Origin of the sequence: Streptomyces luteolus (assembly GCF_029968015.1) — a bacterium.
GTDB lineage: Bacteria > Actinomycetota > Actinomycetes > Streptomycetales > Streptomycetaceae > Streptomyces > Streptomyces luteolus.
Genome location: NZ_JASCIS010000010.1, coordinates 189,811 through 211,908, shown reverse-complemented (window position 1 = coordinate 211,908; position 22,098 = coordinate 189,811). Strand labels below are relative to the sequence as shown.

The window sequence follows — 22,098 nt, the reverse complement described above, 5'->3', positions numbered from 1 at the left end:
CCCCCCCCCCCGCCCCCGCCCCCCCCCCCCCCCCCCCGGGGCGGGGGGCCCCCCCCCCCCCCCCCCCCCGCGCGCGCCCCCCGCGCCCCCCCCCCCCCCCCCCCCGCCGGGCACGCCGGGCACGCCGGGCACGCCGAAGGGGCGGTCCACCCCCCACGGGTGGACCGCCCCTTCAAGTCAGGCCGGGACTACGGCCTTTGACAAGCCATCAAGCCTTCGCGGGCTTGAGGGACTTGATGGCGGTCGGCGCGTGCCAGTCCTCCGTCGCGACCTCTTCGAACTCCGTGACGTCGCTGATGTCGGCGGTCTTGCTCATCGCGATGTTCGTGATGCGCTCCAGGATCGCCTCGACGACGACCGGGACGCGGTGCTCCGCGGCGAGCTTCTTCGCCTGCTCCAGGGCGTCCCCGAGCTCGTTCGGGTCCGTGACGCGGATCGCCTTGCAGCCGAGGCCCTCGGCGACCTTGACGTGGTCGACGCCGTACACACCCAGCTCGGGGCTGTTCTGGTTCTCAAACTCCAGGTTGACCTGGAAGTTGATGTCCAGACCGATCTGGGCCTGGCGGATCAGGCCGAGGTAGGCGTTGTTCACCAGGACGTGGACGTACGGGATGCGGTGCTGCGCGCCGACCGCCAGCTCCTCGATCATGAACTGGAAGTCGTAGTCACCGGAGAGCGCGACGACCGGGGTCTCCGGGTCGGCCTTGGCGACACCGAGCGCTGCCGGGATGGTCCAGCCGAGCGGGCCGGCCTGGCCGCAGTTGATCCAGTGGCGCGGCTTGTAGACGTGCAGCATCTGGGCGCCCGCGATCTGCGACAGACCGATGGTCGTCACGTAGCGCGTCTCGGGCCCGAACGCCTTGTTCATCTCCTCGTAGACGCGCTGCGGCTTCATCGGGATGTTGTCGAAGTGCGTACGGCGCTGCAGCGTGGACTTGCGCTCCAGGTGCGAGGCGACCCACTCGGAGCGGTCGGGCAGCTTGCCGGCCGCCTTCAGCTCGCGCGCGACCTCGACGAACAGCTCCAGGGCCGGCTTGGCGTCGGACGTGATGCCGTAGTCCGGCGGGAAGATCTTGCCGATCTGGGTGGGCTCGATGTCGACGTGGACGAACTTGCGGCCCTCGCGGTACACGTCCAGCTTGTAGCCGGTGTGGCGGTTGGCCCAGCGGTTGCCGATGCCGAGGACGAAGTCCGACTCCAGGAACGTGGCGTTGCCGTAGCGGTGGCCGGTCTGCTGGCCGACCATGCCCGCGTTCAGGTCGTGGTCGTCGGGGATGGTGCCCCAGCCCATCAGGGTCGGCACGACCGGGGTGTTGGTGAGCTCGGCGAACTCGACGAGCAGGTCGCTCGCGTCGGCGTTGATGATGCCGCCGCCGGCGACGATCAGCGGGCGCTCGGAGGCGAGCAGGAACTGGATCGCCTTCTCGATCTGGGCGCGGGTCGCGGCCGGCTTGTAGACGGGCAGCGGCTCGTACGTCTCCGGGTCGAAGTCGATCTCGGCCATCTGGACGTCGATGGGCAGGTCGATCAGGACCGGGCCCGGACGGCCGGAGCGCATCAGGTGGAAGGCCTGCTGGAAGACGCCGGGGACCTGCGCGGCCTCCAGGACCGTGACGGCCATCTTGGCGACGGGCTTGGCGATCGACGCGATGTCGACGGCCTGGAAGTCCTCCTTGGCGAGGAGGTGGCTCGGGGCCTGGCCGGTGATGCACAGGATCGGGATGGAGTCGCCGATCGCGGAGTACAGGCCGGTGATCATGTCGGTGCCGGCGGGGCCGGACGTACCGATGGCGACACCGATGTTGCCGGGGTTGGTGCGGGTGTAGCCCTCGGCCATGTGCGTGGCGCCCTCGACGTGGCGGGCCAGCGTGTGGTCGACACCGCCGACCGTCTTGAGGGCCTTGTAGAAGGGGTTGATCGCGGCGCCCGGCACACCGAACGCGTTCGTAACGCCCTCGCGCTTGAGGATCTCCACTGCCGCCGCGGCGGCTGTCATTCGAGGCATCGAGTACTCCTGCGTCGACCTGTCGGGCACTTCCACCGCCACCACCTGGCCGTTCCCGGTGGTTTTCACTATGCGGAAGTAATGTTCTGCTATACGGAAGCAATGTAGAAGCAGGTGGTCGAGGTCGTCAAGGGCCAAATCGCGGCGCGGGCCTCTCAGGACCCCGCATACGCCCCGCTTCGGCCCGTACTCCCGCCAACCTGGCCAACTCCCTCCCCAGAAGGGCGTTGTTGGTGGACGATGGGGGCGCGGCACGGCACACGGGGCACACGGGGCGTCACAGCGAAGGGGGCGACCATGGCGAGGGGCGGCGCTGATGGCTGAGAGCGTGCCGGTGCGATGCCCGGCCTGCCGGCGCGAGCATGTGTACGCGGCGCCGGTCTTCCCGTGCGCCTGCGGGGCGCCGGTCCGCGCGCCCCTGGTGCGGGGCGCCGCGCCCGTACCCATCACGCATCGCACCTGGGCGGACGAATGGGTCAGCGTCCGCTGCCTGTCCTGCGGACGCCAGGACCAGTGGCCGCACCCGGAGCTCGGCTGCCCCTGCGGGACGATCCTGCGCGTCATCGTGCGCTCGGTCGCCGCCGGCCCCTGCGAGGGCGCACCGCAGGCGGCCCCGCCGCTGCACATACCGCTGCCGCCCACGGCGCCCGCGCCCCGGCCCGCCTTCCACCCGGTGACCATCCGGACGGCCCGGGACGCGGTGACCGCCGCCGCGCTGTACCTGAAGTGGCTCGGCTACCGGGACGTGCGCCACGTCGAGCCGCACAACGGCGCCGCCGTCGGCCTGCACGCGCCGGGCCTGGTCGCGCGGGTCGAGCCGTCGACGCGGCGGACCACGGTGCGGGACGTGGAGACGCTGTGGCTGTCGGCGCTCGCCGAGTCGGTGGTGCCCGTGCACTTCTCGCTCGCCGGGTACACCGAGGAGGCCCGCTTCCGCGCGGACACACTCGCCGTCCCGCTCTTCGTCCTCGACTTCACGGGCACGCCGCAGCCGGTGAACAGTCCTGCGGACGAGCTGGTGACCACCGGGGGCGGAGACTAGGTTTTTGAGGGGCGCGGGGAACTGCGCGACCAGCCCCGGCGGCGGGGGCAGCCGAACGACGGCCGAATCAGCCCCTCCGGCGATTGAGGAGCGGGGGGCCGGGGGCGGAGCCCCCTGGGGGTGGCCCGCTACGCGAACCGTTCCCGGAGCTCCACCTTCCGCACCTTCCCCGACACCGTCATCGGAAAGGCCTCCACGATCTGGAGCCGCGTCGGGATCTTGTAGTGGGCCAGCCGGTCACGGCAGTACGAGCGCAGCTCGTCCAGGCTCAGCCCGGCCGACTCGTCCCGCAGGATCACGCAGGCCAGGACCTCCTCCCCGTACTTCTCATGCGGAACGCCCACCACCTGGACGTCGGCGATCAGCGGGTGCCCGTACAGGAACTCCTCGATCTCGCGCGGGTAGATGTTCTCCCCGCCCCGGATGATCATGTCCTTGATGCGGCCGACGATCTGGACGTACCCGTCCTCCCGCATCACCGCCTGGTCCCCGGTGTGCATCCAGCGGCCGGAGTCGATGGCCTCGGCGGTCTTCTCCGGCTCGTCCCAGTAGCCGAGCATCACGCTGTAGCCGCGCGTGCACAGCTCGCCCGGCTCCCCGCGCGGCACCGTGACCCCCGTGGCCGGGTCGACCACCTTGACCTCCAGGTGCGGGTGCACGCTGCCGACCGTGCCGGTGCGCCGCTCCAGGTCGTCCGACATCCGCGTCTGCAGCGACACCGGGGACGTCTCCGTCATGCCGTAGCAGATCGACACCTGCTCCATGTGCATCTCGGCGACGACCCGCTTCATGACCTCCACGGGGCAGGGCGACCCCGCCATGATCCCGGTGCGCAGCGAGCTCAGGTCGTACGAGGCGAAGTCGGGCAGGCCCAGCTCCGCGATGAACATCGTCGGCACGCCGTACAGGGACGTGCACCGCTCCTGCTGCACCGCGTGCAACGTCGCGGCCGGTTCGAAGGACGGGGCGGGGATGACGACGCAGGCGCCGTGCGCGGTGGCCGCGAGGTTGCCCATGACCATGCCGAAGCAGTGGTAGAAGGGCACGGGCAGACAGATCCGGTCCTGCTCGCTGTAGCCGATCAACTCCCCCACGCGGTGGCCGTTGTTGAGGATGTTGTGGTGCGAGAGGGTGGCGCCCTTGGGGAAGCCGGTGGTGCCCGAGGTGTACTGGATGTTGACCGGGTCGTCACAGCTCAACTCGGCTTCGCGCGCCGCCAGTTGGTCACGTCCGGCGGGGGCAGCGAGCAGCGCGGCCCAGCTGTCCTCGTCCCCGATGTAGTACGTGCCGCGCAGGCCGGGGCAGCGCGGGCGGACCTCCTCGACCAGGGCGCGGTAGTCACTCGTCCTGTGGCCGAGGGAGGCGACGAGCACGCCGATGCCCGCCTGGCCCAGGACGTACTCCAACTCGTGGGCGCGATAGGCCGGGTTGATGTTCACCATGATCGCGCCGATCCGGGCGGTGGCGTACTGGATCAGCACCCACTCCGGGCAGTTCACCGCCCAGATGCCGACCCGGTCCCCCTTGGCCACCCCCCGGCCGAGCAGTCCGAGGGCGACCTCCTCGACGGCCGCGCCGAACTCCGCGTACGTCCAGCGCCGCCCGGACGGCACGTCGACGAGCGCCTCGCGGTCCGGGAACCGGGCGATGGCCCGGTCGAGGTTGCGTCCGATGGTGTCGCCGATCAGCGGGGTGTCGCCGAGGCCGTGTACGTACGAGAGGGGCTGGGTTGGCAGCATGGCGTCAGGATGCCCCGCGCTCCGTGCGTACGGCTAGATCCCGTTCGGGTCCCGTCGCGGTCTTGCCCCGTGCCCCCGCCCGGCGAACACTGATCTTCATGCCGATACCCATAGTTGTGCTGGTCGGGACGTTGGACACCAAGGGCGAGGAGTACGGATGGGTCCGGGACCGGCTGCGGGAGCGCGGGGTCGGGACGCTGCTCGTGGACGCCGGGATCCTCGGCCCGCCGCGGGTGGAGCCCGATGTGCCGCGGGACGTGGTGGCGCGGGCCGCCGGGAGCGATGTCGCGCGGCTAGCGCGGGACGGCGACCGGGGCGCGGCCGTGACCGTGATGGCGCGCGGCGCCGCCCGGGTGGTGACCGAACTGCACGAGGCCGGGCAGCTGCACGCCGTCCTCGCCGTGGGCGGCAGCGGCGGCACGTCGATCGCGACCCGGGCGATGCGTGAACTGCCCCTCGGCGTACCGAAGTTGATGGTGTCGTCGATGGCGGCCGGGGACGTGTCTCCGTACGTCGGCAGCACCGACATCGCCATGCTCTACAGCATCGTCGACATCGCGGGCGTGAACCGCGTGTCCCGGCCCGTCCTCGCCAACGCGGCCGACGCGGCCGCCGGAATGGCGCAGGGGTACGCGGCGGCCGTGCGGGCCGAGCGGTCCGTGGAGTTCACCGCCGGTGACCGGCCTCTCGTCGCCGCCTCCATGGCGGGGGTGACGACGCCCGGCGTGGACGCGGCGCGCGCCCGGCTCACCGAACTCGGCTACGAGGTCCTGGTGTTCCACGCCTCCGGCACGGGCGGCCGGTCCCTGGAGGAGCTGGCGGGGCGCGGCCTGTTCGCCGGGGTGCTCGACCTGACGCTCTGCGAGATCGCCGACGACGCGCTCGGCGGGATCCTCACCGCGGGCCCCGACCGGCTGACCGCCGCCGGGCGCGCCGGGCTTCCGCAGGTGGTCGCGCCCGGCGCCCTCGACATGATCAAGTTCGGGCCGATGGACACGGTGCCCGAGCGGTTCCGCGACCGGGGGCCGCGGGTGCACAACCCGTCCATCAGCGTCGTCCGCACGACGGTCGAGGAGGCCGCCGAGCTCGGCCGCCGGGTCGCCGCGAAACTCCGCGCGGCCACGGGGCCCACCATCCTGCACCTGCCGTTGCGGGGCCTCTCCACCCTGGGCGGCCCCGGCGGCCCGTTCCACGAACCCACCCTGGACGAGGCGCTGTTCGGGGCCTTGCGGGAGGGGGTGCGCGGCAGCGCGGTGGAGGTGACCGAGGTGGATACGCACCTCAACGATCCGGAGTTCGGGAGGGGGGCGGCGGAGCGGTTGCATGCGGCGATCGGGGGCTGAGGGCTTTCTCTTCCCCTCCCCGCCCCTTCCCGAAAGTCCTGCGGACGGCCACGGGGCTCCGCCCCGGACCCCGCTCCTCAAACGCCGGAGGGGCTGATTGATAGGGGCGCGGGGAACTGCGCATCTTTTAGGGGCGCGGGGAACTGCGCGACCAGCCACGACGGCGCCGCAGCCGAAAGACGGCCGTGAAGCGGGGCCCGGGGCGGAGCCCCGAAGCTGCTGCAAGCTTTCGGGAAGGGGCGGGGAGGGGAGAAATCAGGGGGCCGCCGGGGCGACCAGGTCCCCCGGCCGACCCGACCGCTCCAACGCCGCCCCCACAAACCCCGAACCCTTCAACTCCTCCACCAGCTCCCGCAGAAACGCGACCGTCTCAGGAGCACGACTGCGCGCCGTACCCACCGCCTGCCGAATCTGCATGAACCGCCCCTCGATCAGCCGGAGTTCGGGGTGCCCCGCCACGTACTCCGTCATCGGCTGCCGGATGCCCGCCCCCACCTCAAGGCCTTCGGCGACGAACACGTCCACGCCCTCCTCGCCGCGTACGACGGAAGCACGGCGCAGCGTGCGCGACAGATACAGGTCGTACGCCGAGCCCCGCTTCACGCCGATGCGCACGCCCTCCCGGTCGACGTCCTCGACGGTGGTGAGCGGCGAGTCGGCGGGCACCGCGTAGACGCCCTCGATCACGACGTACGGCGCGGTGAACGCGACGTCGGCCTCGCGGGCCGGCTCGACCGCCAGGAAGCACAGGTCGGCCCGGCCCGCGGCCATCTCCTCGTACGACTTGCGGGCCGCGTCGAAGCACGTGAAGGAGACCGGGACGCCGAGCCGGGCGCCGGCCTCCCGTGCGATGTCGACCGTCACTCCGGCCGGTGCCTCCGGCGTGCCCTGGGCGAGTACGGGGTTGCCGAGGTTGACGGCGACGCGCAGGACGCCGGTGGGGGCCAGGTCGTGGATGACGGCTTCGGTGGGGGTGGAGGCGTTCATGGGGCGGAGTGTAGGGAGGCCGGTCGCGGGCGGGTGCGACCGGCCTCCCTCGCGTGCGAGCGTGCGGGCGGGCGTGCGTGCGTGCGTGCGGGCTCAGTTGACCTTGCGCCCCATCCCCTCCCAGTACGGCTCGCGCAGCTTGAACTTCTGGATCTTGCCGGTGGCCGTGCGGGGGATCTCCTCGCGGAACTCGACGCTCGTGGGGGCCTTGTAGCCCGCCATGCGGGCCTTGCAGTGGGCGATGATGTCGGCCTCCTCGGCCGTCGTGCCCTCGGCGAGGACCACCAGGGCCTTGATGGTCTCGCCCCACTTCTCGTGCGGGACGCCGATCACGGCGACCTCGGCCACCGCGGGGTGGCTGAAGATGGCGTCCTCGACCTCGATCGAGGAGACGTTCTCGCCGCCGGTGATGATCACGTCCTTCTTCCGGTCGGAGATCGTGAGGTGGCCGTCGGCCGCGTCGAGGGTGCCGCCGTCGCCGGTGTGGAACCAGCCGCCCTCCAGGGCCGCCTCGGTCTCCTCGGGCTTCTCCCAGTACCCGTCGAGTACGACATTGGAGCGGGCCAGGACCTCACCGGCGTCCGAGACCTTCAACTTGACGCCGAGCGCGGGCAGTCCGGCCCGGGAGAGCTTGCGGGCGCGCTCCTCGGCGGGCAGGTCCGCGTCGGCGGGGCGGGCCCGGTTGAAGGTGAGCACCGGGGACGTCTCCGTCAGGCCGTAGATCTGGGTGAACTCCCAGCCCAGCTCGTCGCCCACGCGCTGGATCATCTTGCTCGGCGGCGGCGCGCCCGCGCACACGATGCGCACCTTGTCCCGGCCCGGGATCTCGCCCCGCCAGCTCGCGGCCGCGTCCAGGACCATGTTCCACACGGCGGGCGCCCCGCACATCAGCGTGACGCCGTGCTCCTCGACGCGGCGCAGGATCTCCGCGCCGTCCACCTTGCGCAGCACGACCTGCTTCACGCCGAGCCCGGCCATCACGTACGGCATGCCCCAGCCGTTGCAGTGGAACATCGGCAGGGTGTGCAGGTAGACGTCCTGCTCCCAGGAGCGGGTGTGCAGGCCGAAGGTGAGGCCGTTGACCCAGATGTTGCGGTGGGTGAGCTGGACGCCCTTGGGGCGGGCGGTCGTGCCGGAGGTGTAGTTGATGGTGGCGGTGGCGTCCTCGTCGGGGTGGGACCAGGGACGCGGCTCGACGCCGAAGCGCATCAGCTCCGTGTCGGTCTGCTCGCCGAGCACGAAGCGGTGCCGCGCCTTGACCCCGGCGAGCGCCTCGTCCAGCTCGGGGTCGACGAGCAGCACGGACGCGCCGCTCTGCCGCACCACGTACTCGATCTCCTCCGGCTTCAGGCGGAAGTTCACCGGCACACAGATCCGGCCGCTCATCGGCACCGCGAACAGGAGCTCAAGCAGGCGCGTGGAGTTGTGGCTGACGACCGCCACGCGCTCGCCCTCGCCGACGCCGAGCGCGTCAAGTCCGGCCTGCCAGGCCCGCACCCGCTCACCGAGCCCGCCGTACGTCAACTCCGGTACGGCAGGGGCGGGTTGGGCGGGTTCGTCGATCACACCGGGCCTTGAGGCGAACCCCAACTCGGCCCGGTCGAGGAAGTCCGCGACGGTCATCGGTGTCCGCATGCCTGTCTCCTGTCGTCCGGTGGTCACTGACATCGTGGAAGTGGTGACCGGATCCTGCCATCCCCGGACGGGGGTGTCGGCGAACCCGGCCCGATCGTTTCCGGGTCGGAAGAGGTCGGAAGGGGTCGGAAGGGGTCGGGAGAGGTCGGGAGAGGTCGGACGAGGGAGGCACGCGTGAGGGCTGACGCCGGGGCAGCGGTGGAGGTGCGGGCTGCGCCCGGAGACGGTGAAGGGCTGTCTCCGCTCCGCCATGCGGAAGTTGGGCGCGCACACCCGGCTGGAAGCAGTGGTGGCGGCACGCAGGGCGGGGATTCTGCCGTAGCGGACCCCGACCAGCTCCCCTCCCCGCCCCTTCCCGAAATCCTGCGGAGCTTCGGGGGCTCCGCCCCCGGACCCCCGCTCCTCAAACGCCGGAGGGGCTGATTTTTCAGCCCCTCTGGGGGCACCTCCCAGCGGTAGCTGGGGGAGATTGAGGAGGCCTGGGGGCTCGGCGCGGGCGGCTTCGCGATGATCGGTCTCGGCGTGACGGTGGCGGCGACGGGCCGCGCGGACTGACCTGTCGTACGGGCGACTCAGGCGCCGACGACCTCCCCGTACCGCACCTCGTACGGCCCTCCCCCCCGTCCCCATCGGCCCGGAGAGCAGCCGCTCCGCCTCCGCCTCGACCTCCTGGCGCTGCGGCTTCGTGAGCGTGCCGAACGGCTCGACGGTGATCACGGCGGGACCGTCGACCGGTTCGTCGAGGCGCCAGGCGCCCGCGAGGAACCCGTCGGCGAGGAAGACGCTGTAGCTCCGGTTGCCCAGCCAGGTGCGGCCCTTGTAGGCGGGCGGCACGCCCCGGCTGCGGTCGGCGTGCGAGAGAAGCAGGTTGTCGTACTCGGGCAGCAGCCGCACCGGGGCCGGGGTGTCCGGGTCGGGACGCGGCGCGTCGGGCAGGTCGAAGAGCTCGACGCCGTGCTCGTCCCGGAACTCGACCAGTCGGGGCCGCAGCCGCTCGAAGACGGGGCGCAGGCGGGTGACGCCGGCCCAGGTCTGCATGTCCTTGACGGAGGCGGGCCCGAAGGCGCGGAGGTAGCGCAGAACGACCTCGTCGGGTGCGGGCGCGGGCCCCGTGGCGCGGCCGAGCCAGTTCTCGACGGTGGTGAGGGCGACCTGCCCGCTCCGCCGCCACAGTCCGCGCGGTGTGACCTGGACGAGGGCGAGGGTGTTGCGCGCGGCGATGCCGAGCGACTGCGGGTCGGCGTCCGGCCAGGTCACGACGAGCGCCTCACGCAACTGCTTGAGGGTGCGCGGCTCCTGCTCGACCAATTCCCGTGCCTGTACGGCGAGTTGGTCGAGGTCCACGCCGACGAGGCCCTTGCGGAACATGTGCAGCTCGCGGTCGCGGGCGGGCTGGGCGAGGGTGCGCAGGGTCAGGGCGTCCTCGGCGGTGTGGGTGTGGATGGTGGAGCGCATCGTGACGGTGCGGACGGCGGCACGTTCCGCCATGAGGGTGGACAGTTCGTCGGGGTCGAAGCCCTTGAGCCGGGCGGCGAGCGCGTAGTACGGCGGTTTCACGTTCTGCGCCTGGAGGCCGAGCAGGTGCGCGACGGCCACTTCGGAGGGCAGCTGCGCCCGCTCCAGGAGCATCTGGCGGGCGAGGGTGGCCCGGTTGAGGGAGCGGGTGTCGAGCGTGGGCGGCGTCGGCGTCGGCGTCATGGGCGCACGTTAGCCGTGCTTGCGGACAGGTTGTGTCCCCATGACCCGCCCCTCACCGGAGGGGCTGAATCGTCAGCCCGTACGACGGCACAGGGCGGACCGCCTAGCCGTCCTTGCCGACATCGCCCGGTGCCGGGGCGGGCGCCGCCGCGACATCGCCCGGCGCCGGGGCGGGCGCCGCCGCCGGATCGAGGACGCGGGCCAGGAACGTACGCGTCCGCTCATGCTGCGGATCACCCACCACCCGCGCCGCAGGCCCCTCCTCCACGATCACGCCGCCGTCCATGAACACCACCCGGTCGGCGACCTCCCGGGCGAAGCTCATCTCGTGCGTGACGACCAGCATCGTCATGCCCTCCTGCGCGAGGGACCGCATCACCGCGAGCACGTCCCCGACCAGCTCCGGGTCGAGCGCGGACGTCGGTTCGTCGAAGAGCATCAGCTCCGGGTCCATGGACAGGGCCCGCGCGATGGCGACGCGCTGCTGCTGCCCGCCGGAGAGCTGCGCCGGGTACGCGGACGCCTTGTCGGCGAGCCCGACCCGCTCCAGGTTGGCGCGGGCCACCCGCCCCGCCTCCGCCTTGCCGCGCCGCAGTACGCGCCGCTGGGCGAGCGTCAGGTTCTCCAGGACCGTGAGGTGCGGGAACAGGTTGAAGGACTGGAAGACCATCCCGATGCGGCGCCGGACCCGGTCGATGTCCACGTCCGGATCGGTGACTTCCGTACCGGCGACGGAGACCGTCCCCGACGTGGGCTCCTCCAGGAGGTTGACGCAGCGCAGGAGCGTGGACTTGCCCGAGCCGGACGGGCCGATGACGCAGACGACCTCGCCGCGCGCCACCGTGATGTCGATGCCGCGCAACACCTCCAGGTCCCCGAACGCCTTGTGCAGGCCCCGGATCTCGATCTGGGTACCGGTACCTGTACCGGTCGTGGTGGCATTCACGGTGTCCTCAACTCGCCTTCGCCGTACGGGATTCGAGGCGCCGCACCAGATGGCCGAGCGGCAGCGTGATCATGAGGTAGAGCAGACCGGCGATGAGGATCGGCGTGAGGCTCTTGTGCTCGTTGAGGGCGTCCCGGCCGAAGTTGGCGAGCTCGTACTGTCCGAGGGAGAGTCCGAGGAGGTAGACGAGGGACGAGTCCTTCGTCAGCAGGATCAGCTCGTTCGTCAGCGGCGGCAGCACGATCCGGAACGCCTGCGGGATGATCACGGAGACCATGGCGCGGCCGTGCGACATCCCGAGCGAACGGGCCGCCTCCATCTGCCCCTTGGGCACCGCCCGGATGCCCGCCCGGATCGTCTCGGCCATGTACGCGGCGCCGACGAGTCCGAGCGCCAGCATCACCGTCACGTACTTGTCGAGCGCGACCTCGAAGGCCAGCGGCACACCGAAGCCGAGCGCGATGAACACGAGCAGCGCGGGCACACCGCGGAAGAACTCGATGTACGTGACGGCGAGCCAGCGGTACGGCGGCACCGACGACAGCCGCATCAGCGCGAGGATCAGCCCGAGCACGAGCCCGAAGCCGAAGCCGAGCAGCGTGTAGAGGACGGTGTTGACAAGGGCGGTCACCAGGATGTCGGGGAACTGCGCCTTCGCCACCTCGACGTCGAAGAACGCCTGCCGCAGCCGCTCCCAGTCGGCGAGCAGGACGACGGCGAGGAGTGCGACGCCGAGCAGCGCGTACTGGGCGCCCCGGAAGGCGCGGGCCCGCTGTCTGCGGGAGAGGGGCGCCATCACTTGCTCTTGGGGGCCGTGCCGAACCACTTCTTGTAGATCTTGTCGTAGCGGCCGTCCTTCTTGGCCGCCTTGATGACCGCGTCGGCCTTCTCGCGCAGTGCGTCGTTGCCGGTGCGGAAGCCGAGGCCGTACTGCTCGCCGGTGTCGAACTCGGCGGTGACCTCGGTGTCCGGGTTCTGCTTGACGTAGTCGTAGAGCACGCCGTTGTCGTTGATGCCCGCGGCGACCTGCCCGGACTTCACGGCGGCGAGCAGCAGCCCGACGTCCTCGAACTCGACGAGCTCCACACCCTTCGGCGCCTCCTTCTTCGCGTACTCACCACCGGTGGTGGCCTTCTGGTACCCGAACTTCTGCCCCTTGAGGTCGGCGAATTCCTTGTACGGCTTTCCTTTTCGGGTGATCAGGGCCTGCGTGGCGTCGAAGTAGGGGACCGAGAAGTCCATGACCTTGTCGCGTGCGGGCGTGATGGTCATGCCGGCGGCGGCCAGGTCGCACTTGTTGGTGTTGAAGTCCTGGCCGGTTTCGATGCCTTCGAAGGGCGTGTTGACGATCTCCTGCTTCACGTCGAGTTCCTCGGCGACGAGGTCCACGAGGTCCACGTCGAAGCCGACGACCTCGCCGCCCTTCTTCGACTGGAACGGCGGGTACGGCAGGTGCGTACAGGTCTTGAGGACGCCCTCGGAGACGAGCTGCACCCCGCCGTCCTTGCCGCCGGCGTTGCCGTTCGACTTGGTGCTGGTGCAGCCCGTGAGCAGCAGCGCTACTGCGGCGCCCACTGCGGTCACGGGTATGGCGGGGCGGAGTGACACGGACACGGGGCCTCCAAGGCGGCAGCAGCCGGACAACCGAGCAGCGTGGTACGCGGTGCGGCTCGCGCCGCGGGTGGCGGGCGAGTTGCTGCATCTTAGAGTCGCGCGTGGTGGTTGTGACAGGGGTGATCGCGTGGCCGATTCCGATCGGTTACCGGAACCGGCCCTGCCGGTCCGTCACTCCGGATCCGAGGTCTCCGCCTCCACGGCCGCCCGGGTCAGCGGGCCGTATACCCCGCTCTCCTCGTCGATGTCGCGAGCCTGCTGGAAGCGGGTCACGGCCGACTCGGTGGCCGGGCCGTACGTTCCGTTGGCGGGCGCGACGAGCAACTGCATCTGCCGGAGCCGGAGTTGCAGCTCCGTGACCTGCTCGCCGCTGTCGCCCCTGCGGAGGGTTCCGGCGGCGGAGGCGGCTGCGGAGGACGGGCGGTCGCTCGTGGTGCTCCGGGGCGTCGCGGGCGTCGTCGGCCGCTGCGAGCTGCGGCTCGCGCGCTCGCTCTTGCGCTCCGTGGGCGTCGGCGAGGCCGACGTGGCCGGATCGGTGACCTGAGCGGTCTGCGCCGGGCCCGCCTCGGCACCCGGTTCGCCCCCGCCGGAGAAGAACCCGCCCGCCACGCCGACGGTCACGGCGACGACGGCGGCGGCCCCGGCGAGCAGCCCGTACCGCCAGCCCTTGCCCGCCGCTCCGGAACCGTCGGAACGGCTCAACTCCGTTGGCTCGACGTCCACTTCAGCCGGGAGTTCGGCCGGTACGGGTCCGCGTGGCGGCAGTGCGCTCGGGCGGTCGAAGAGCTGGAGGACTTCCTGGGTCGGCTGGGTGTCGGCGGCGTCGGGCGGGGCGACGTGCCCGAAGACGGGGTCGGTCGTCGGCGGCTCCGCGGTGCTCGGTTCGGCCACCGGCGGCTCCGTAGCGCTGGGTTCGGCCGTCGCCTCCTCGCGCGCCCTCAGGGCACAGTCGCAGGCGGGCCTGAAGTCCGCCTGAAACGCGGTTCCGCATCCGGGGCAGCTCTGTCCACTCACCGTTCGTCCACACACCTTCCATGAAGCAGCCACCGATTATGCAGACCTTCGCGCCGTCTGCCCACCGCCCTCATTCCTCCTTCCACCCCTTCATTCCTGACACTTCAGCCCAAACGATCTTCCCGATCTCCCGCTCCCCTACGCCCCAGGAATCCGCCAGCGCGGCCACGATCCGCAGCCCGTGACCCTCCGCGCTCGCCACCTCCGGACGACGCTCCCCACGGGCGTCCGCCACCTCGATACGCAGGAGTTCACCGCGCCGCGCCAGGGTGAGCGCGAAGTCCCGTCCAGGTACGCGGCCGTGCGTGACGGCGTTGGCGGCCAGCTCGGCCACGATCGACGCCACCGCGTCGGAGGTCTCACCGCCGTGTGGGAAACCCCACTCTTCGAGCTGGCAGGCAGCGAGCCTGCGCGCGAGCCGCGCACCACGAGGGGTCGCGCTGAACCTCTGCTCGAACTGGACGGAAAGGAGGCGGATTTGGGGTTCCATGTCCCCGAGCGTGGCCGTTTGCTCCTACGCTGACCAGTGACAGGTCGACGACGGAGCGTAGCCGTACGGGTCCGCTCCGCTGGGTGTACGGGGTGGTACGGGTATGCACGAAGACAGGCCCGAGCGGCCGGTGGAAGCGGACGGCACGGCGCATCTTTTCGCTGCGCTCGGCAAGCAGATCAAGGTGTTGCGCGAGGCGCGAGGGATGGGCCAGCGCGAGTTGGCTACGGCGACGCACGTGAGCCTGGACCTGGTGTCGGCGATCGAACGGAACGTACGTATCCCGCAACCGCGGTTCCTGGAACTGGCGGAGGTTGCGCTCGACGCGCGCGGGGTGCTGACGGCGGTGATCCCTGACGTGAAGAAGGCGCTGTCACGGGCGCGGACGCGGCATCCGGAGTGGTATCGGGGGCACGCGAAGCTGGAGTCCGAGGCGGTCGAGTTGCACCACTACTGCAGTTCGGCACTGCATGGGCTGCTGCAGACGGCTGAGCATGCGGAGGCGGTGTTCCGCGCGCATCGGCCCCTCCTGGACGCGCAGACGATCGAAGGGCGCATAGCGGACCGCATCGACCGCCAGAAGGTCTTCACGCGGGAGCCTGCGCCTGTTGTCAGTTACGTACTGGAGGAAGCCGTGCTGGACCGGCCCCTCGGCGGACAGGAGGTGCACCGGAGCCAATTGCGACGCCTTCTGGCAGTAGGCACCATGCGCAACGTCGAACTGCAGGTAATGCCCACGAGCGTGGATGAACATCCCAACCTTCAGGGTTCGTTCAACCTGCTCGTCCCCAAGGGGCATCACCATCAGGTCGGTTACACGGAAGCGCAGGAGCACCCTCGACTGATCAGCAACCCTGCCGAGGTCCGAGTCCTCTGCGAGCGCTATGGGATCATGCGTGCGGTGGCACTCACGCCACGAAATTCACTGGAGCTGATCGAGAAGAAGTTGGAGCGGCGATGAACTCCACCGACAACCTCGCCTGGTTCAAGTCGAGTTACAGCGGCGGAGGCGGCGGCGACTGCCTCGAAGTAGCCCACGACTGGCACAAGTCCACATACAGCGACGGTGGCGGCGGCGAATGCCTCGAACTCGCCCAATCCCCCAGCACCACCGGGCACTTGATCCACATCCGCGACTCCAAGAACCCCGCCCTCCCCCACCTCACCACCACCCCCGAAGCCTGGTCGGCGTTCCTCACGTACGCCGCGCACTGACAGCGAGATCATGGAATTCCCCCTGTCTTATCGGCAGGGTGTCCTCTATGTCGCGATCGCGGCCACCGCGTGGGGCACCGGCGGTGCTGTCGCGGCCGAGTTGTACGGCGTCGCGAACATCGGCCCTGTCTCCGTTTCCTTCTGGCGGTTTCTGACGGGACTCGGACTGCTTCTGACGGCTCACCTGGTCCGGCGGGCCCGTCGCCCCCAGACAGCCGTCTCACTGCGCGCGATCTTCTTGGCGAACAAGCGCAGGCCCCTGATCACCGGCTTCGGTCTGGCGGTGTATCAGACCGCCTACTTCGCCGCAGTCCAGCAGGCCGGCCTGACGGTAGCCACCGTGGTGACCCTCGGCTCGGGTCCGGTGCTGGTCACCGTGGGGGCACGCCTTCTGCTCGGCGAACGTGCCGGCGCGGCCGGGACAGCCGCCGTGACGAGCGGTGTCGTGGGCCTGGTGCTGTTGACGATCGGCGCTGATGGAAGCACCGGGCCGTCCCCTCTCCTTGGGATCTGCTACGCGCTGCTCTCCGCCTCCGGATACGCGGGCGTGACGCTGCTGGGGCGCGCGTCCGGCCGCAAGAATTCCGGCGGCGCGTTCGAGTCGACGGTGACGGGCTTCGCAGTGGGCATGGTCTGCTTGCTGCCGCTGGCCTTGTGGGAAGGTCTCCTGCCCGACATGGAACAGGCCGTGTGGACAGTGACGTTGATCGGCTACCTGGGTGCCATTCCGACGGCGCTGGCGTACACGCTGTTCTTCGCCGGACTCAGCGTCGTCCGGGCGTCAACGGCCTCTGTGGTCGCGCTGGTCGAGCCCCTTACCGCGGCGGTCATCGGCATCACCGTCTTCGGTGAGCGGCTGAACGCGCTCGTCGCCACCGGCACGGCACTGCTGATGGGTGCCGTGCTCTTCCTCGTGATCGGCGAGGGGCCGACCCGAGCACCGGTCACGAAGTCGCCGGAAGCAGAGTCGGGCTGCGGCGACCGCGCCGATGCACCGACATATCCGGCCAGGCGGATCAACAACTGAGACGACGTCACGTCCATTAGCCCGACTCAGCCCGGCTGGATCCGCCCCGGCACCACAGCCACCGCACAATGCGCATGCAACAGCACCGCGTTGGCGACCGAGCCCATGATCAGGGAGTCCGTGCTGAGGCGGCGGTGGTGGCGGCCGACCACCAGGAGGTCAGCCGTGCGGGAAGCTGTGACCAGGCGGCCCGCGGGGTCGGCGGGGGCGACCACCGGGTCGACGGCGACCTTCGGGTAGCGCTCCGCGAACGCGGTGAGGCGTTCGCGCTGGCCCGCCGTCAGGGCCAGGCCCACACTGCGCGCGTCCGCCACGTCGCCGGGGACCAGGTCGCCCATCGTCGTCAGGGCCCGCAGCGGTACCCGGTACGTGGAGACGACCTGGAGCTCCACGCCCCGCCGTGCCGCCCCGGCGAACGCGAACTCGATGACCTCGTCGGCCGTCTCCTCCGGGTCCAGGCCGAGGACGACCCGGCCGGGCGGGCCGGTCTGGCCGAAGGCTTCGGCCGTACGGGACTCGTGCGGGACGACCACCACCGGGCACGGGGCCTGCGCGGCGCACTTGCGGCCGGTCGAGCCGAGGAGCAGCGCCGCGAAGCCGCCGAGGCCGCGGGAGCCGAGGACGAGGAGGCCGGCCTTGCGGGCCAGCTCGCAGAGCTCGGGGGCGGGGTGCCCGTCGACGGCGACGTACCGCACGGGCGGCGCCTGGTCCCCGTACTCGGCGAGGATCTCCTCGACCTTGGCGCGTACGGGATCGGGGCTGTCCGTCGACGCGGAGCCGCGGCCCGTGCGGACGTGCGCGGCGACCACCTCCGTGCCATGTCCGAGAGCCGCCTCGATGGCCCAGGTGAGGGCCTTGAGGCTGGGTTCGGAGCCGTCGACCGCGGCCAGGACCGGAGCGCTCGTACTCATCCCTCCAGCTTGCAGCCGGAACGCGCCCGGTGGGAGGGCCTAAGGTCCCGAGGTGCGCTCTCCCCGCGGCCCGGCCACCGCGTGCAGGCAGCTGCGGACGAAGTCCCTGACCACCGGGTTCTCGTCGTCGGCGGGTGCCCAGGCGACGCCCACGGAGGTGGGGGCGACGCCGTCGACCGGGACGTAGGTCACACCCGGCCGAGCGTAGAAGCGGGCCGCCGAAGCGGGGGCGAGCGCGATGCCGTAGCCGTTGGCGATGGCGCTCAGCCACTCGTCGGGCTGGTCGGTGACGGCGCCGATCTTCGCGGGCCGGTCGGCGGGGCGGGCCTCGGCGGCCAGCCAGTAGTCCCGGAAGGGGCCGGTCGTGAGCGGGGCGGCGATGAACGGCTCGTCCCACAGCTCGGGGAAGTCGAGGCGCTCGCGCCCGGCCAGCACGTGTCCCGAGGGCAGGACGGCCACCCGCGCCTCCGTGAAAAGCACCTCCACGCGGTACGTGTCCTGCCCGGGGAACGGCAGCCGGAGCAGCGCCGCGTCCACCTCGCCGTCCGCGAGCCCGGCGGTCGGGTCGGACCAGGCGGCCTGGCGCAGCTCGACGCGCAGTCCGGGGCGGCGGCGACCGAAGTCCGCGACGATGTCCTGCGTTGCCTCGTTGGCGGCGCTGGCGAGGAACCCGACGCGCAGCACCCGTGCCTCCGCCCGGCCCGCGCTGCGGGTCTCGCGTACGGCGGTGTCGACGGCGGCGAGGGCGCCGGGGGCGCGCTCGGCGAGGGCGCGGCCGGGTCCGGTGAGGGCCATGCCGCTACGGGAGCGGGTGAAGAGCCGTACGCCGAGGAGCTGCTCCAGCTGCTTGATCTGCTTGGTCAGGGCGGGCTGAGAGAGGAAGAGGCGCTCGGCGGCACGGGTCAGGTTCCCCTCCTCCGCGACGGCGACGAAGGAGCGCAGGAGCCGGGAGTCCACATCCATGCCATCAGGTTATGGATGCAGGTATTGGACGGCCAGGTGGGGGTGGGGCGAGGGTCGAGGTGAACGCATCGCCGCGGGCCTCGATACCCGAGATACATAGCTACCGAGGCCGCCGGAGCTGGAAGGACCACGCCATGTTTGCCGCGTACGTCGTCGTCACCCTCGTCACCGCCCTCGTCGTCGGAGCGATCGGCGTGCTCGACCTCGTTCGGGCGCCTGCCGTGCTCGCGACCTCGGAGGCCGTGGATGTGCCCGTCTCCTGGGTCGCGCCGCTCGGCGTGCCGAAGGTCGCCGCGACGGTGGGGCTGCTGCTCGGCCTCGCGGGCTGGCGGTGGCTCGGCGTCGCCGCGGGCGCGGGCCTGGTGCTGTTCTTCATCCTGGCCACGCTGACCCACGTACGGGCCCGGGTCTACAGCACGATCTGGGCGCCGGTCGCTCTCGTGGCGCTCTCGGCGGTCACGCTGTGGCTGGGGGTGGCGGCCCCGGCGTAGGCCTGGCTCGGCCCCGGCGTAGGCCCGACTTGGGGGGGCGCTCAGGCCACCGACCCGATCCGTCCCGTCGGCGGCTGCTGCCGGCCGTCGTGGTGGATCGGGGTGTGCGCGCCGGTCAGGGAGACGCCTCGGCCGCCGCGCCGGTTCGCCACGATCTCCGAGGCGATGGACAGGGCGGTCTCCTCGGGCGTACGGGCTCCGAGGTCGAGGCCGATCGGGGAGCGCAGGCGGGCCAACTCAAGGTCGGTGACGCCGACTTCGCGCAGGCGGCGGTTGCGGTCCTCGTGCGTACGGCGGGAGCCCATCGCGCCGACGTACGCGACGGGCAGGCGCAGGGCGAGCCGCAGCAGGGGGACGTCGAACTTGGTGTCGTGGGTGAGGACGCAGAGGACGGTGCGGGCGTCGAGCCCACCGGCCTCGTGCTCGCGCTCCAGGTACTGGTGCGGCCAGTCCACGACCAGGTCGTCGGCCTCGGGGAAGCGGCCTCGGGTGGCGAAGACGGGGCGGGCGTCGCAGACGGTGACGTGGTAGCCGAGGAACTTGCCGATGCGGACGAGCGCGGCGGCGAAGTCGATGGCGCCGAAGACGATCATCCGGGGTGCGGGGACGGAGGACTCGACGAGCAGGGTCACGGTGGGGGTCTCGTCGTCCAGGGCGGCGCAGCGCGAGCCGTCCTCTCCGATCACGACGGTGCCGGTGCGGCCCGCGTCGAGGAGGGCCGCGGCTTCGGCGGCCGCGGTGCGGTCGAGCTCGGGCCGGCCGCCGAGGGTGCCCTCGTAGCGTCCGTCGGGGTGGACGAGCAGGGCGTTGCCGAGGAGTTCGGACGGGGCGTCGATGACCCGCGCGACCGCCGCCGCCTCACCAGAGGCGGCGGCGGCCAGCGCGGCCGCGAACACTCCCCGTCCCGGAGCGTCCGCGGGTATGGGGGTGACGAGGATGTCGATGATTCCGCCGCAGGTCAGGCCCACGGCGAAGGCGTCCTCGTCGCTGTAGCCGAAGCGCTCGACGACACTGCGGCCGTCCTGGAGCGCCTGTTGGCACAGCTCGTACACGGCGCCCTCGACGCACCCGCCCGATACCGATCCGATGGCGGTGCCGTCGCTGTCCACGGCGAGTGCGGCACCTGGCTGACGGGGACCGCTGCCGCTGACCGCCACGACGGTGGCGATCGCGAAGTCGCGTCCCTGCTCGACCCACCGGTTGAGTTCTTCGGCGATGTCCAGCATGTCGGCCTCCAACAAAAACGATACGTGGGCGGGCGCGGCAGAGCTTGCCGCGTTCCGCAGCCCCGGACCAGGCCCCTGGCCTGATCCGGGGAGACGGCCTAGTGCCCTGATCCAGTGGCGAAATAGAAGATGAACACGGCCGAGAGGATCCACATGAAGATGCTCGGGTCCCTCCACTTGCCCTGCGCGAGCTTGATCGCGCAGTAGGCGATGACGCCGCAGCCGACACCGGCGGTGATGGTGTAGGTGAACGGCATCAGCACGACCGTCAGGAACACCGGGGCCGCGACGGACCAGTCGGTCCAGTCCACGTGGCGGGCGTTCTGCAGCATCATCGCGCCGATGACGACGAGCGCCGCCGAGGCGACCTGGTTCGGCACGAGCTGGGTGAGCGGCGTGAAGAACAGGCAGGCGGCGAAGAACAGTCCGGTGATGGTGGCGGAGAGGCCCGTACGGGCGCCTTCGCCGACGCCGGACGCCGACTCGATGAACACGGTCTGACCGGAGGCACCGGCCACGCCGCCGACCGCGCCGCCGGCGCCGTCGATGAACAGGGCCTTGTTGAGGCCGGGCATCTTGCCGCGTTCGTCGGCGAGCTTGGCCTCCTGGCCGACGGCGATGATGGTGGCCATCGCGTCGAAGAAGCCGGCGAGCACCAGGGTGAAGACGATCATGCCGACGGTGGTGGCGCCGAGCTTCTCCCAGCCGCCGAACTCGATGGAGCCGAAGAGGCTGAAGTCGGGCATGGAGACGACGCTGCCGTGCAGGGTCGGGGCCTTGTCGCCCCACTCCTTCTCCGAGATCAGGCCGGTGGAGGTGGCGAGGACCGAGATCACGGTGCCGACGACGATGCCGAGGAGGATCGCTCCGGGCACCTTCCGGGCCTGCAGCATGAAGATCAGGATCAGCGTGAAGGCGAACAGGGCGACCGGCCAGCCGCTCAGGTGCCCCTCGACGCCGAGGGTGACGGGCGCGCCCTTGCCCACGAAGCCGGCGTTCACGAAGCCGATCATCGCGATGAAGAGGCCGATGCCCATGGTGATTCCGTGCTTCAGGGGCAGCGGAATCGCGTTCATGATGACTTCTCGTACGCCCGTGGCGACCAGAAGCATGATCACGACGCCGTAGATCACACACATGCCCATGGCCTGCGGCCAGGTCATGTCGGGGGCGACCTGGGTGGACAGGACGCCCGAGACGCTCAGACCCGCGGCCAGCGCCAGCGGGACCTTGCCGATGAAACCCATCGCCAGAGTGGTGACCGCGGCTGCCAGAGCGGTCGCGGTGATCAGCGCCGGCTGGCTCATCTTGTTGCCGAGCGCGTCCTCACCGCCGAGCAGCAGCGGGTTGAGCAGGAGGATGTAGGCCATCGCCATGAAGGTGGTGATGCCGCCGCGCACTTCGCGCGGGATCGTCGATCCTCGGTCGGTTATGTGGAAGTACCGGTCGAGCCAAGACCTGCCGGCCGGAACACGCGAGCCGTTGCCCGCGTCGTCCGCGACGGTCTTGGGCTCCACTGACGATTGGGTCATGGGGCCTTCTCCCAAGGTTCACAGGGACATCCGCACGCTGTGCTGCGGAATTTGGGATGTTGCTTGGCTGCACGACCCGGGGGACGGCCCGAGACGAACGGTCGAGTTCCGGGGAGACAGGGGGGAGCCGGACTCCCCGGAACTGAACTGCCTGGTGCTGCTTGGTACTTGCTGGGTTGGTACTGGGGACTTGCTGGGTTGGTACTGGGGTATTGCTGGG

Annotated in this window: 19 protein-coding genes and 2 pseudogenes; 7 read left to right on the top strand and 14 right to left on the bottom strand. The window is 71.0% G+C overall.

Features of this window, described 5'->3' with window-relative positions:
* Positions 1-208: 208 nt before the first annotated feature.
* Complete coding sequence (gcl, locus tag QIT00_RS12810; protein WP_282535338.1) at positions 209-1,996, bottom strand: glyoxylate carboligase; 1,788 nt, start codon at positions 1,994-1,996, stop codon at positions 209-211.
* 325 nt (positions 1,997-2,321) lie between these two features.
* On the opposite strand from gcl, the gene QIT00_RS12805 reads away from it, so the two are divergent.
* The gene (locus tag QIT00_RS12805; protein WP_282535322.1) at positions 2,322-3,047 is read left to right on the top strand and encodes a hypothetical protein; all 726 of its coding nucleotides are present in this window, start codon (positions 2,322-2,324) and stop codon (positions 3,045-3,047) included.
* 128 nt (positions 3,048-3,175) lie between these two features.
* On the opposite strand, the gene QIT00_RS12800 is transcribed toward QIT00_RS12805, so the two are convergent.
* Positions 3,176-4,786 carry an AMP-binding protein gene (locus QIT00_RS12800; RefSeq protein ID WP_282535321.1) on the bottom strand — a complete coding sequence of 537 codons (1,611 nt, stop codon included), beginning with the start codon at positions 4,784-4,786 and terminating at the stop codon, positions 3,176-3,178.
* A 104-nt stretch (positions 4,787-4,890) separates the two neighbouring features.
* On the opposite strand from QIT00_RS12800, the gene QIT00_RS12795 reads away from it, so the two are divergent.
* The gene (locus tag QIT00_RS12795; RefSeq protein WP_282535337.1) at positions 4,891-6,129 is read left to right on the top strand and encodes a Tm-1-like ATP-binding domain-containing protein; all 1,239 of its coding nucleotides are present in this window, start codon (positions 4,891-4,893) and stop codon (positions 6,127-6,129) included.
* 255 nt (positions 6,130-6,384) lie between these two features.
* On the opposite strand, the gene QIT00_RS12790 is transcribed toward QIT00_RS12795, so the two are convergent.
* A complete protein-coding gene (locus QIT00_RS12790) occupies positions 6,385-7,116 on the bottom strand; it encodes a transporter substrate-binding domain-containing protein (protein WP_282535320.1) in 732 nt (243 codons plus the stop codon).
* A 93-nt stretch (positions 7,117-7,209) separates the two neighbouring features.
* On the bottom strand, positions 7,210-8,751 hold the full coding sequence (locus QIT00_RS12785; protein ID WP_282535319.1) for an AMP-binding protein: 1,542 nt from the start codon (positions 8,749-8,751) through the stop codon (positions 7,210-7,212).
* Positions 8,752-8,953: 202 nt separating this feature from the next.
* Between QIT00_RS12785 and QIT00_RS12780 the strand changes: the two are divergent.
* A pseudogene (locus tag QIT00_RS12780) lies at positions 8,954-9,073 on the top strand (helix-turn-helix transcriptional regulator); the annotation flags it as partial.
* Positions 9,074-9,450: 377 nt separating this feature from the next.
* Here the strand turns inward: QIT00_RS12780 and QIT00_RS12775 are convergent.
* From QIT00_RS12775 to QIT00_RS12750, 6 genes and pseudogenes are all read right to left on the bottom strand, one after another.
* Positions 9,451-10,380, bottom strand: a pseudogene (locus tag QIT00_RS12775) (winged helix DNA-binding domain-containing protein); the annotation flags it as partial.
* Positions 10,381-10,552: 172 nt separating this feature from the next.
* The gene (locus tag QIT00_RS12770; RefSeq protein ID WP_282535318.1) at positions 10,553-11,395 is read right to left on the bottom strand and encodes an amino acid ABC transporter ATP-binding protein; all 843 of its coding nucleotides are present in this window, start codon (positions 11,393-11,395) and stop codon (positions 10,553-10,555) included.
* Between the two features lie 7 nt (positions 11,396-11,402).
* On the bottom strand, positions 11,403-12,191 hold the full coding sequence (locus QIT00_RS12765; protein ID WP_282535317.1) for an amino acid ABC transporter permease: 789 nt from the start codon (positions 12,189-12,191) through the stop codon (positions 11,403-11,405).
* Positions 12,191-13,003, bottom strand: coding sequence for an ABC transporter substrate-binding protein (locus QIT00_RS12760; RefSeq protein WP_282535336.1), 813 nt, complete (start codon positions 13,001-13,003; stop codon positions 12,191-12,193). Before QIT00_RS12760 ends, QIT00_RS12765 begins: the two co-directional genes overlap by 1 nt.
* A gap of 177 nt (positions 13,004-13,180) precedes the next feature.
* On the bottom strand, positions 13,181-13,900 hold the full coding sequence (locus QIT00_RS12755; RefSeq protein WP_282535316.1) for a peptidoglycan-binding domain-containing protein: 720 nt from the start codon (positions 13,898-13,900) through the stop codon (positions 13,181-13,183).
* Positions 13,901-14,093: 193 nt separating this feature from the next.
* Entirely contained in the window at positions 14,094-14,513 is a 420-nt protein-coding gene (locus QIT00_RS12750) for an ATP-binding protein (RefSeq protein ID WP_282535315.1), read from the bottom strand.
* A 103-nt stretch (positions 14,514-14,616) separates the two neighbouring features.
* On the opposite strand from QIT00_RS12750, the gene QIT00_RS12745 reads away from it, so the two are divergent.
* From QIT00_RS12745 to QIT00_RS12735, 3 genes are read left to right on the top strand one after another with little or no spacing between them, the layout of a single operon-like run.
* Positions 14,617-15,474: a helix-turn-helix domain-containing protein gene (locus QIT00_RS12745; protein WP_282535314.1), complete on the top strand. Its 858-nt coding sequence runs from the start codon at positions 14,617-14,619 to the stop codon at positions 15,472-15,474.
* Positions 15,471-15,728, top strand: coding sequence for a DUF397 domain-containing protein (locus QIT00_RS12740; protein ID WP_282535313.1), 258 nt, complete (start codon positions 15,471-15,473; stop codon positions 15,726-15,728). Before QIT00_RS12745 ends, QIT00_RS12740 begins: the two co-directional genes overlap by 4 nt.
* Before the next feature lie 10 nt (positions 15,729-15,738).
* Positions 15,739-16,755, top strand: a complete 1,017-nt coding sequence (locus QIT00_RS12735; RefSeq protein WP_282535312.1) for a DMT family transporter — start codon at positions 15,739-15,741, stop codon at positions 16,753-16,755.
* Between the two features lie 26 nt (positions 16,756-16,781).
* Here the strand turns inward: QIT00_RS12735 and QIT00_RS12730 are convergent, their stop codons facing one another.
* Positions 16,782-17,666 (bottom strand): universal stress protein, encoded by an 885-nt coding sequence (locus QIT00_RS12730; RefSeq protein WP_282535311.1) that lies wholly within the window; start codon positions 17,664-17,666, stop codon positions 16,782-16,784.
* A 39-nt stretch (positions 17,667-17,705) separates the two neighbouring features.
* Positions 17,706-18,629 (bottom strand): LysR family transcriptional regulator, encoded by a 924-nt coding sequence (locus QIT00_RS12725; protein WP_282535310.1) that lies wholly within the window; start codon positions 18,627-18,629, stop codon positions 17,706-17,708.
* A gap of 134 nt (positions 18,630-18,763) precedes the next feature.
* On the opposite strand from QIT00_RS12725, the gene QIT00_RS12720 reads away from it, so the two are divergent.
* Positions 18,764-19,120: a DoxX family protein gene (locus tag QIT00_RS12720; protein ID WP_282535309.1), complete on the top strand. Its 357-nt coding sequence runs from the start codon at positions 18,764-18,766 to the stop codon at positions 19,118-19,120.
* A gap of 41 nt (positions 19,121-19,161) precedes the next feature.
* Here the strand turns inward: QIT00_RS12720 and QIT00_RS12715 are convergent, their stop codons facing one another.
* Positions 19,162-20,346 carry an XdhC family protein gene (locus QIT00_RS12715; protein ID WP_282535308.1) on the bottom strand — a complete coding sequence of 395 codons (1,185 nt, stop codon included), beginning with the start codon at positions 20,344-20,346 and terminating at the stop codon, positions 19,162-19,164.
* Between the two features lie 98 nt (positions 20,347-20,444).
* Entirely contained in the window at positions 20,445-21,878 is a 1,434-nt protein-coding gene (locus QIT00_RS12710) for an NCS2 family permease (RefSeq protein WP_282535307.1), read from the bottom strand.
* Positions 21,879-22,098: the final 220 nt, after the last annotated feature.

Coding starts and splice junctions, on each gene's coding strand:
- QIT00_RS12790 (WP_282535320.1), bottom strand. CDS start 7,116: ATGAACGCCTCCACCCCCACCGAAGCCGTCATCCACGACCTGGCCCCC.
- QIT00_RS12710 (WP_282535307.1), bottom strand. CDS start 21,878: ATGACCCAATCGTCAGTGGAGCCCAAGACCGTCGCGGACGACGCGGGC.
- QIT00_RS12805 (WP_282535322.1), top strand. CDS start 2,322: ATGGCTGAGAGCGTGCCGGTGCGATGCCCGGCCTGCCGGCGCGAGCAT.
- QIT00_RS12785 (WP_282535319.1), bottom strand. CDS start 8,751: ATGCGGACACCGATGACCGTCGCGGACTTCCTCGACCGGGCCGAGTTG.
- gcl (WP_282535338.1), bottom strand. CDS start 1,996: ATGACAGCCGCCGCGGCGGCAGTGGAGATCCTCAAGCGCGAGGGCGTT.
- QIT00_RS12750 (WP_282535315.1), bottom strand. CDS start 14,513: ATGGAACCCCAAATCCGCCTCCTTTCCGTCCAGTTCGAGCAGAGGTTC.
- QIT00_RS12740 (WP_282535313.1), top strand. CDS start 15,471: ATGAACTCCACCGACAACCTCGCCTGGTTCAAGTCGAGTTACAGCGGC.
- QIT00_RS12735 (WP_282535312.1), top strand. CDS start 15,739: ATGGAATTCCCCCTGTCTTATCGGCAGGGTGTCCTCTATGTCGCGATC.
- QIT00_RS12715 (WP_282535308.1), bottom strand. CDS start 20,346: ATGCTGGACATCGCCGAAGAACTCAACCGGTGGGTCGAGCAGGGACGC.
- QIT00_RS12720 (WP_282535309.1), top strand. CDS start 18,764: ATGTTTGCCGCGTACGTCGTCGTCACCCTCGTCACCGCCCTCGTCGTC.
- QIT00_RS12725 (WP_282535310.1), bottom strand. CDS start 18,629: ATGGATGTGGACTCCCGGCTCCTGCGCTCCTTCGTCGCCGTCGCGGAG.
- QIT00_RS12765 (WP_282535317.1), bottom strand. CDS start 12,191: ATGGCGCCCCTCTCCCGCAGACAGCGGGCCCGCGCCTTCCGGGGCGCC.
- QIT00_RS12800 (WP_282535321.1), bottom strand. CDS start 4,786: ATGCTGCCAACCCAGCCCCTCTCGTACGTACACGGCCTCGGCGACACC.
- QIT00_RS12745 (WP_282535314.1), top strand. CDS start 14,617: ATGCACGAAGACAGGCCCGAGCGGCCGGTGGAAGCGGACGGCACGGCG.
- QIT00_RS12730 (WP_282535311.1), bottom strand. CDS start 17,666: ATGAGTACGAGCGCTCCGGTCCTGGCCGCGGTCGACGGCTCCGAACCC.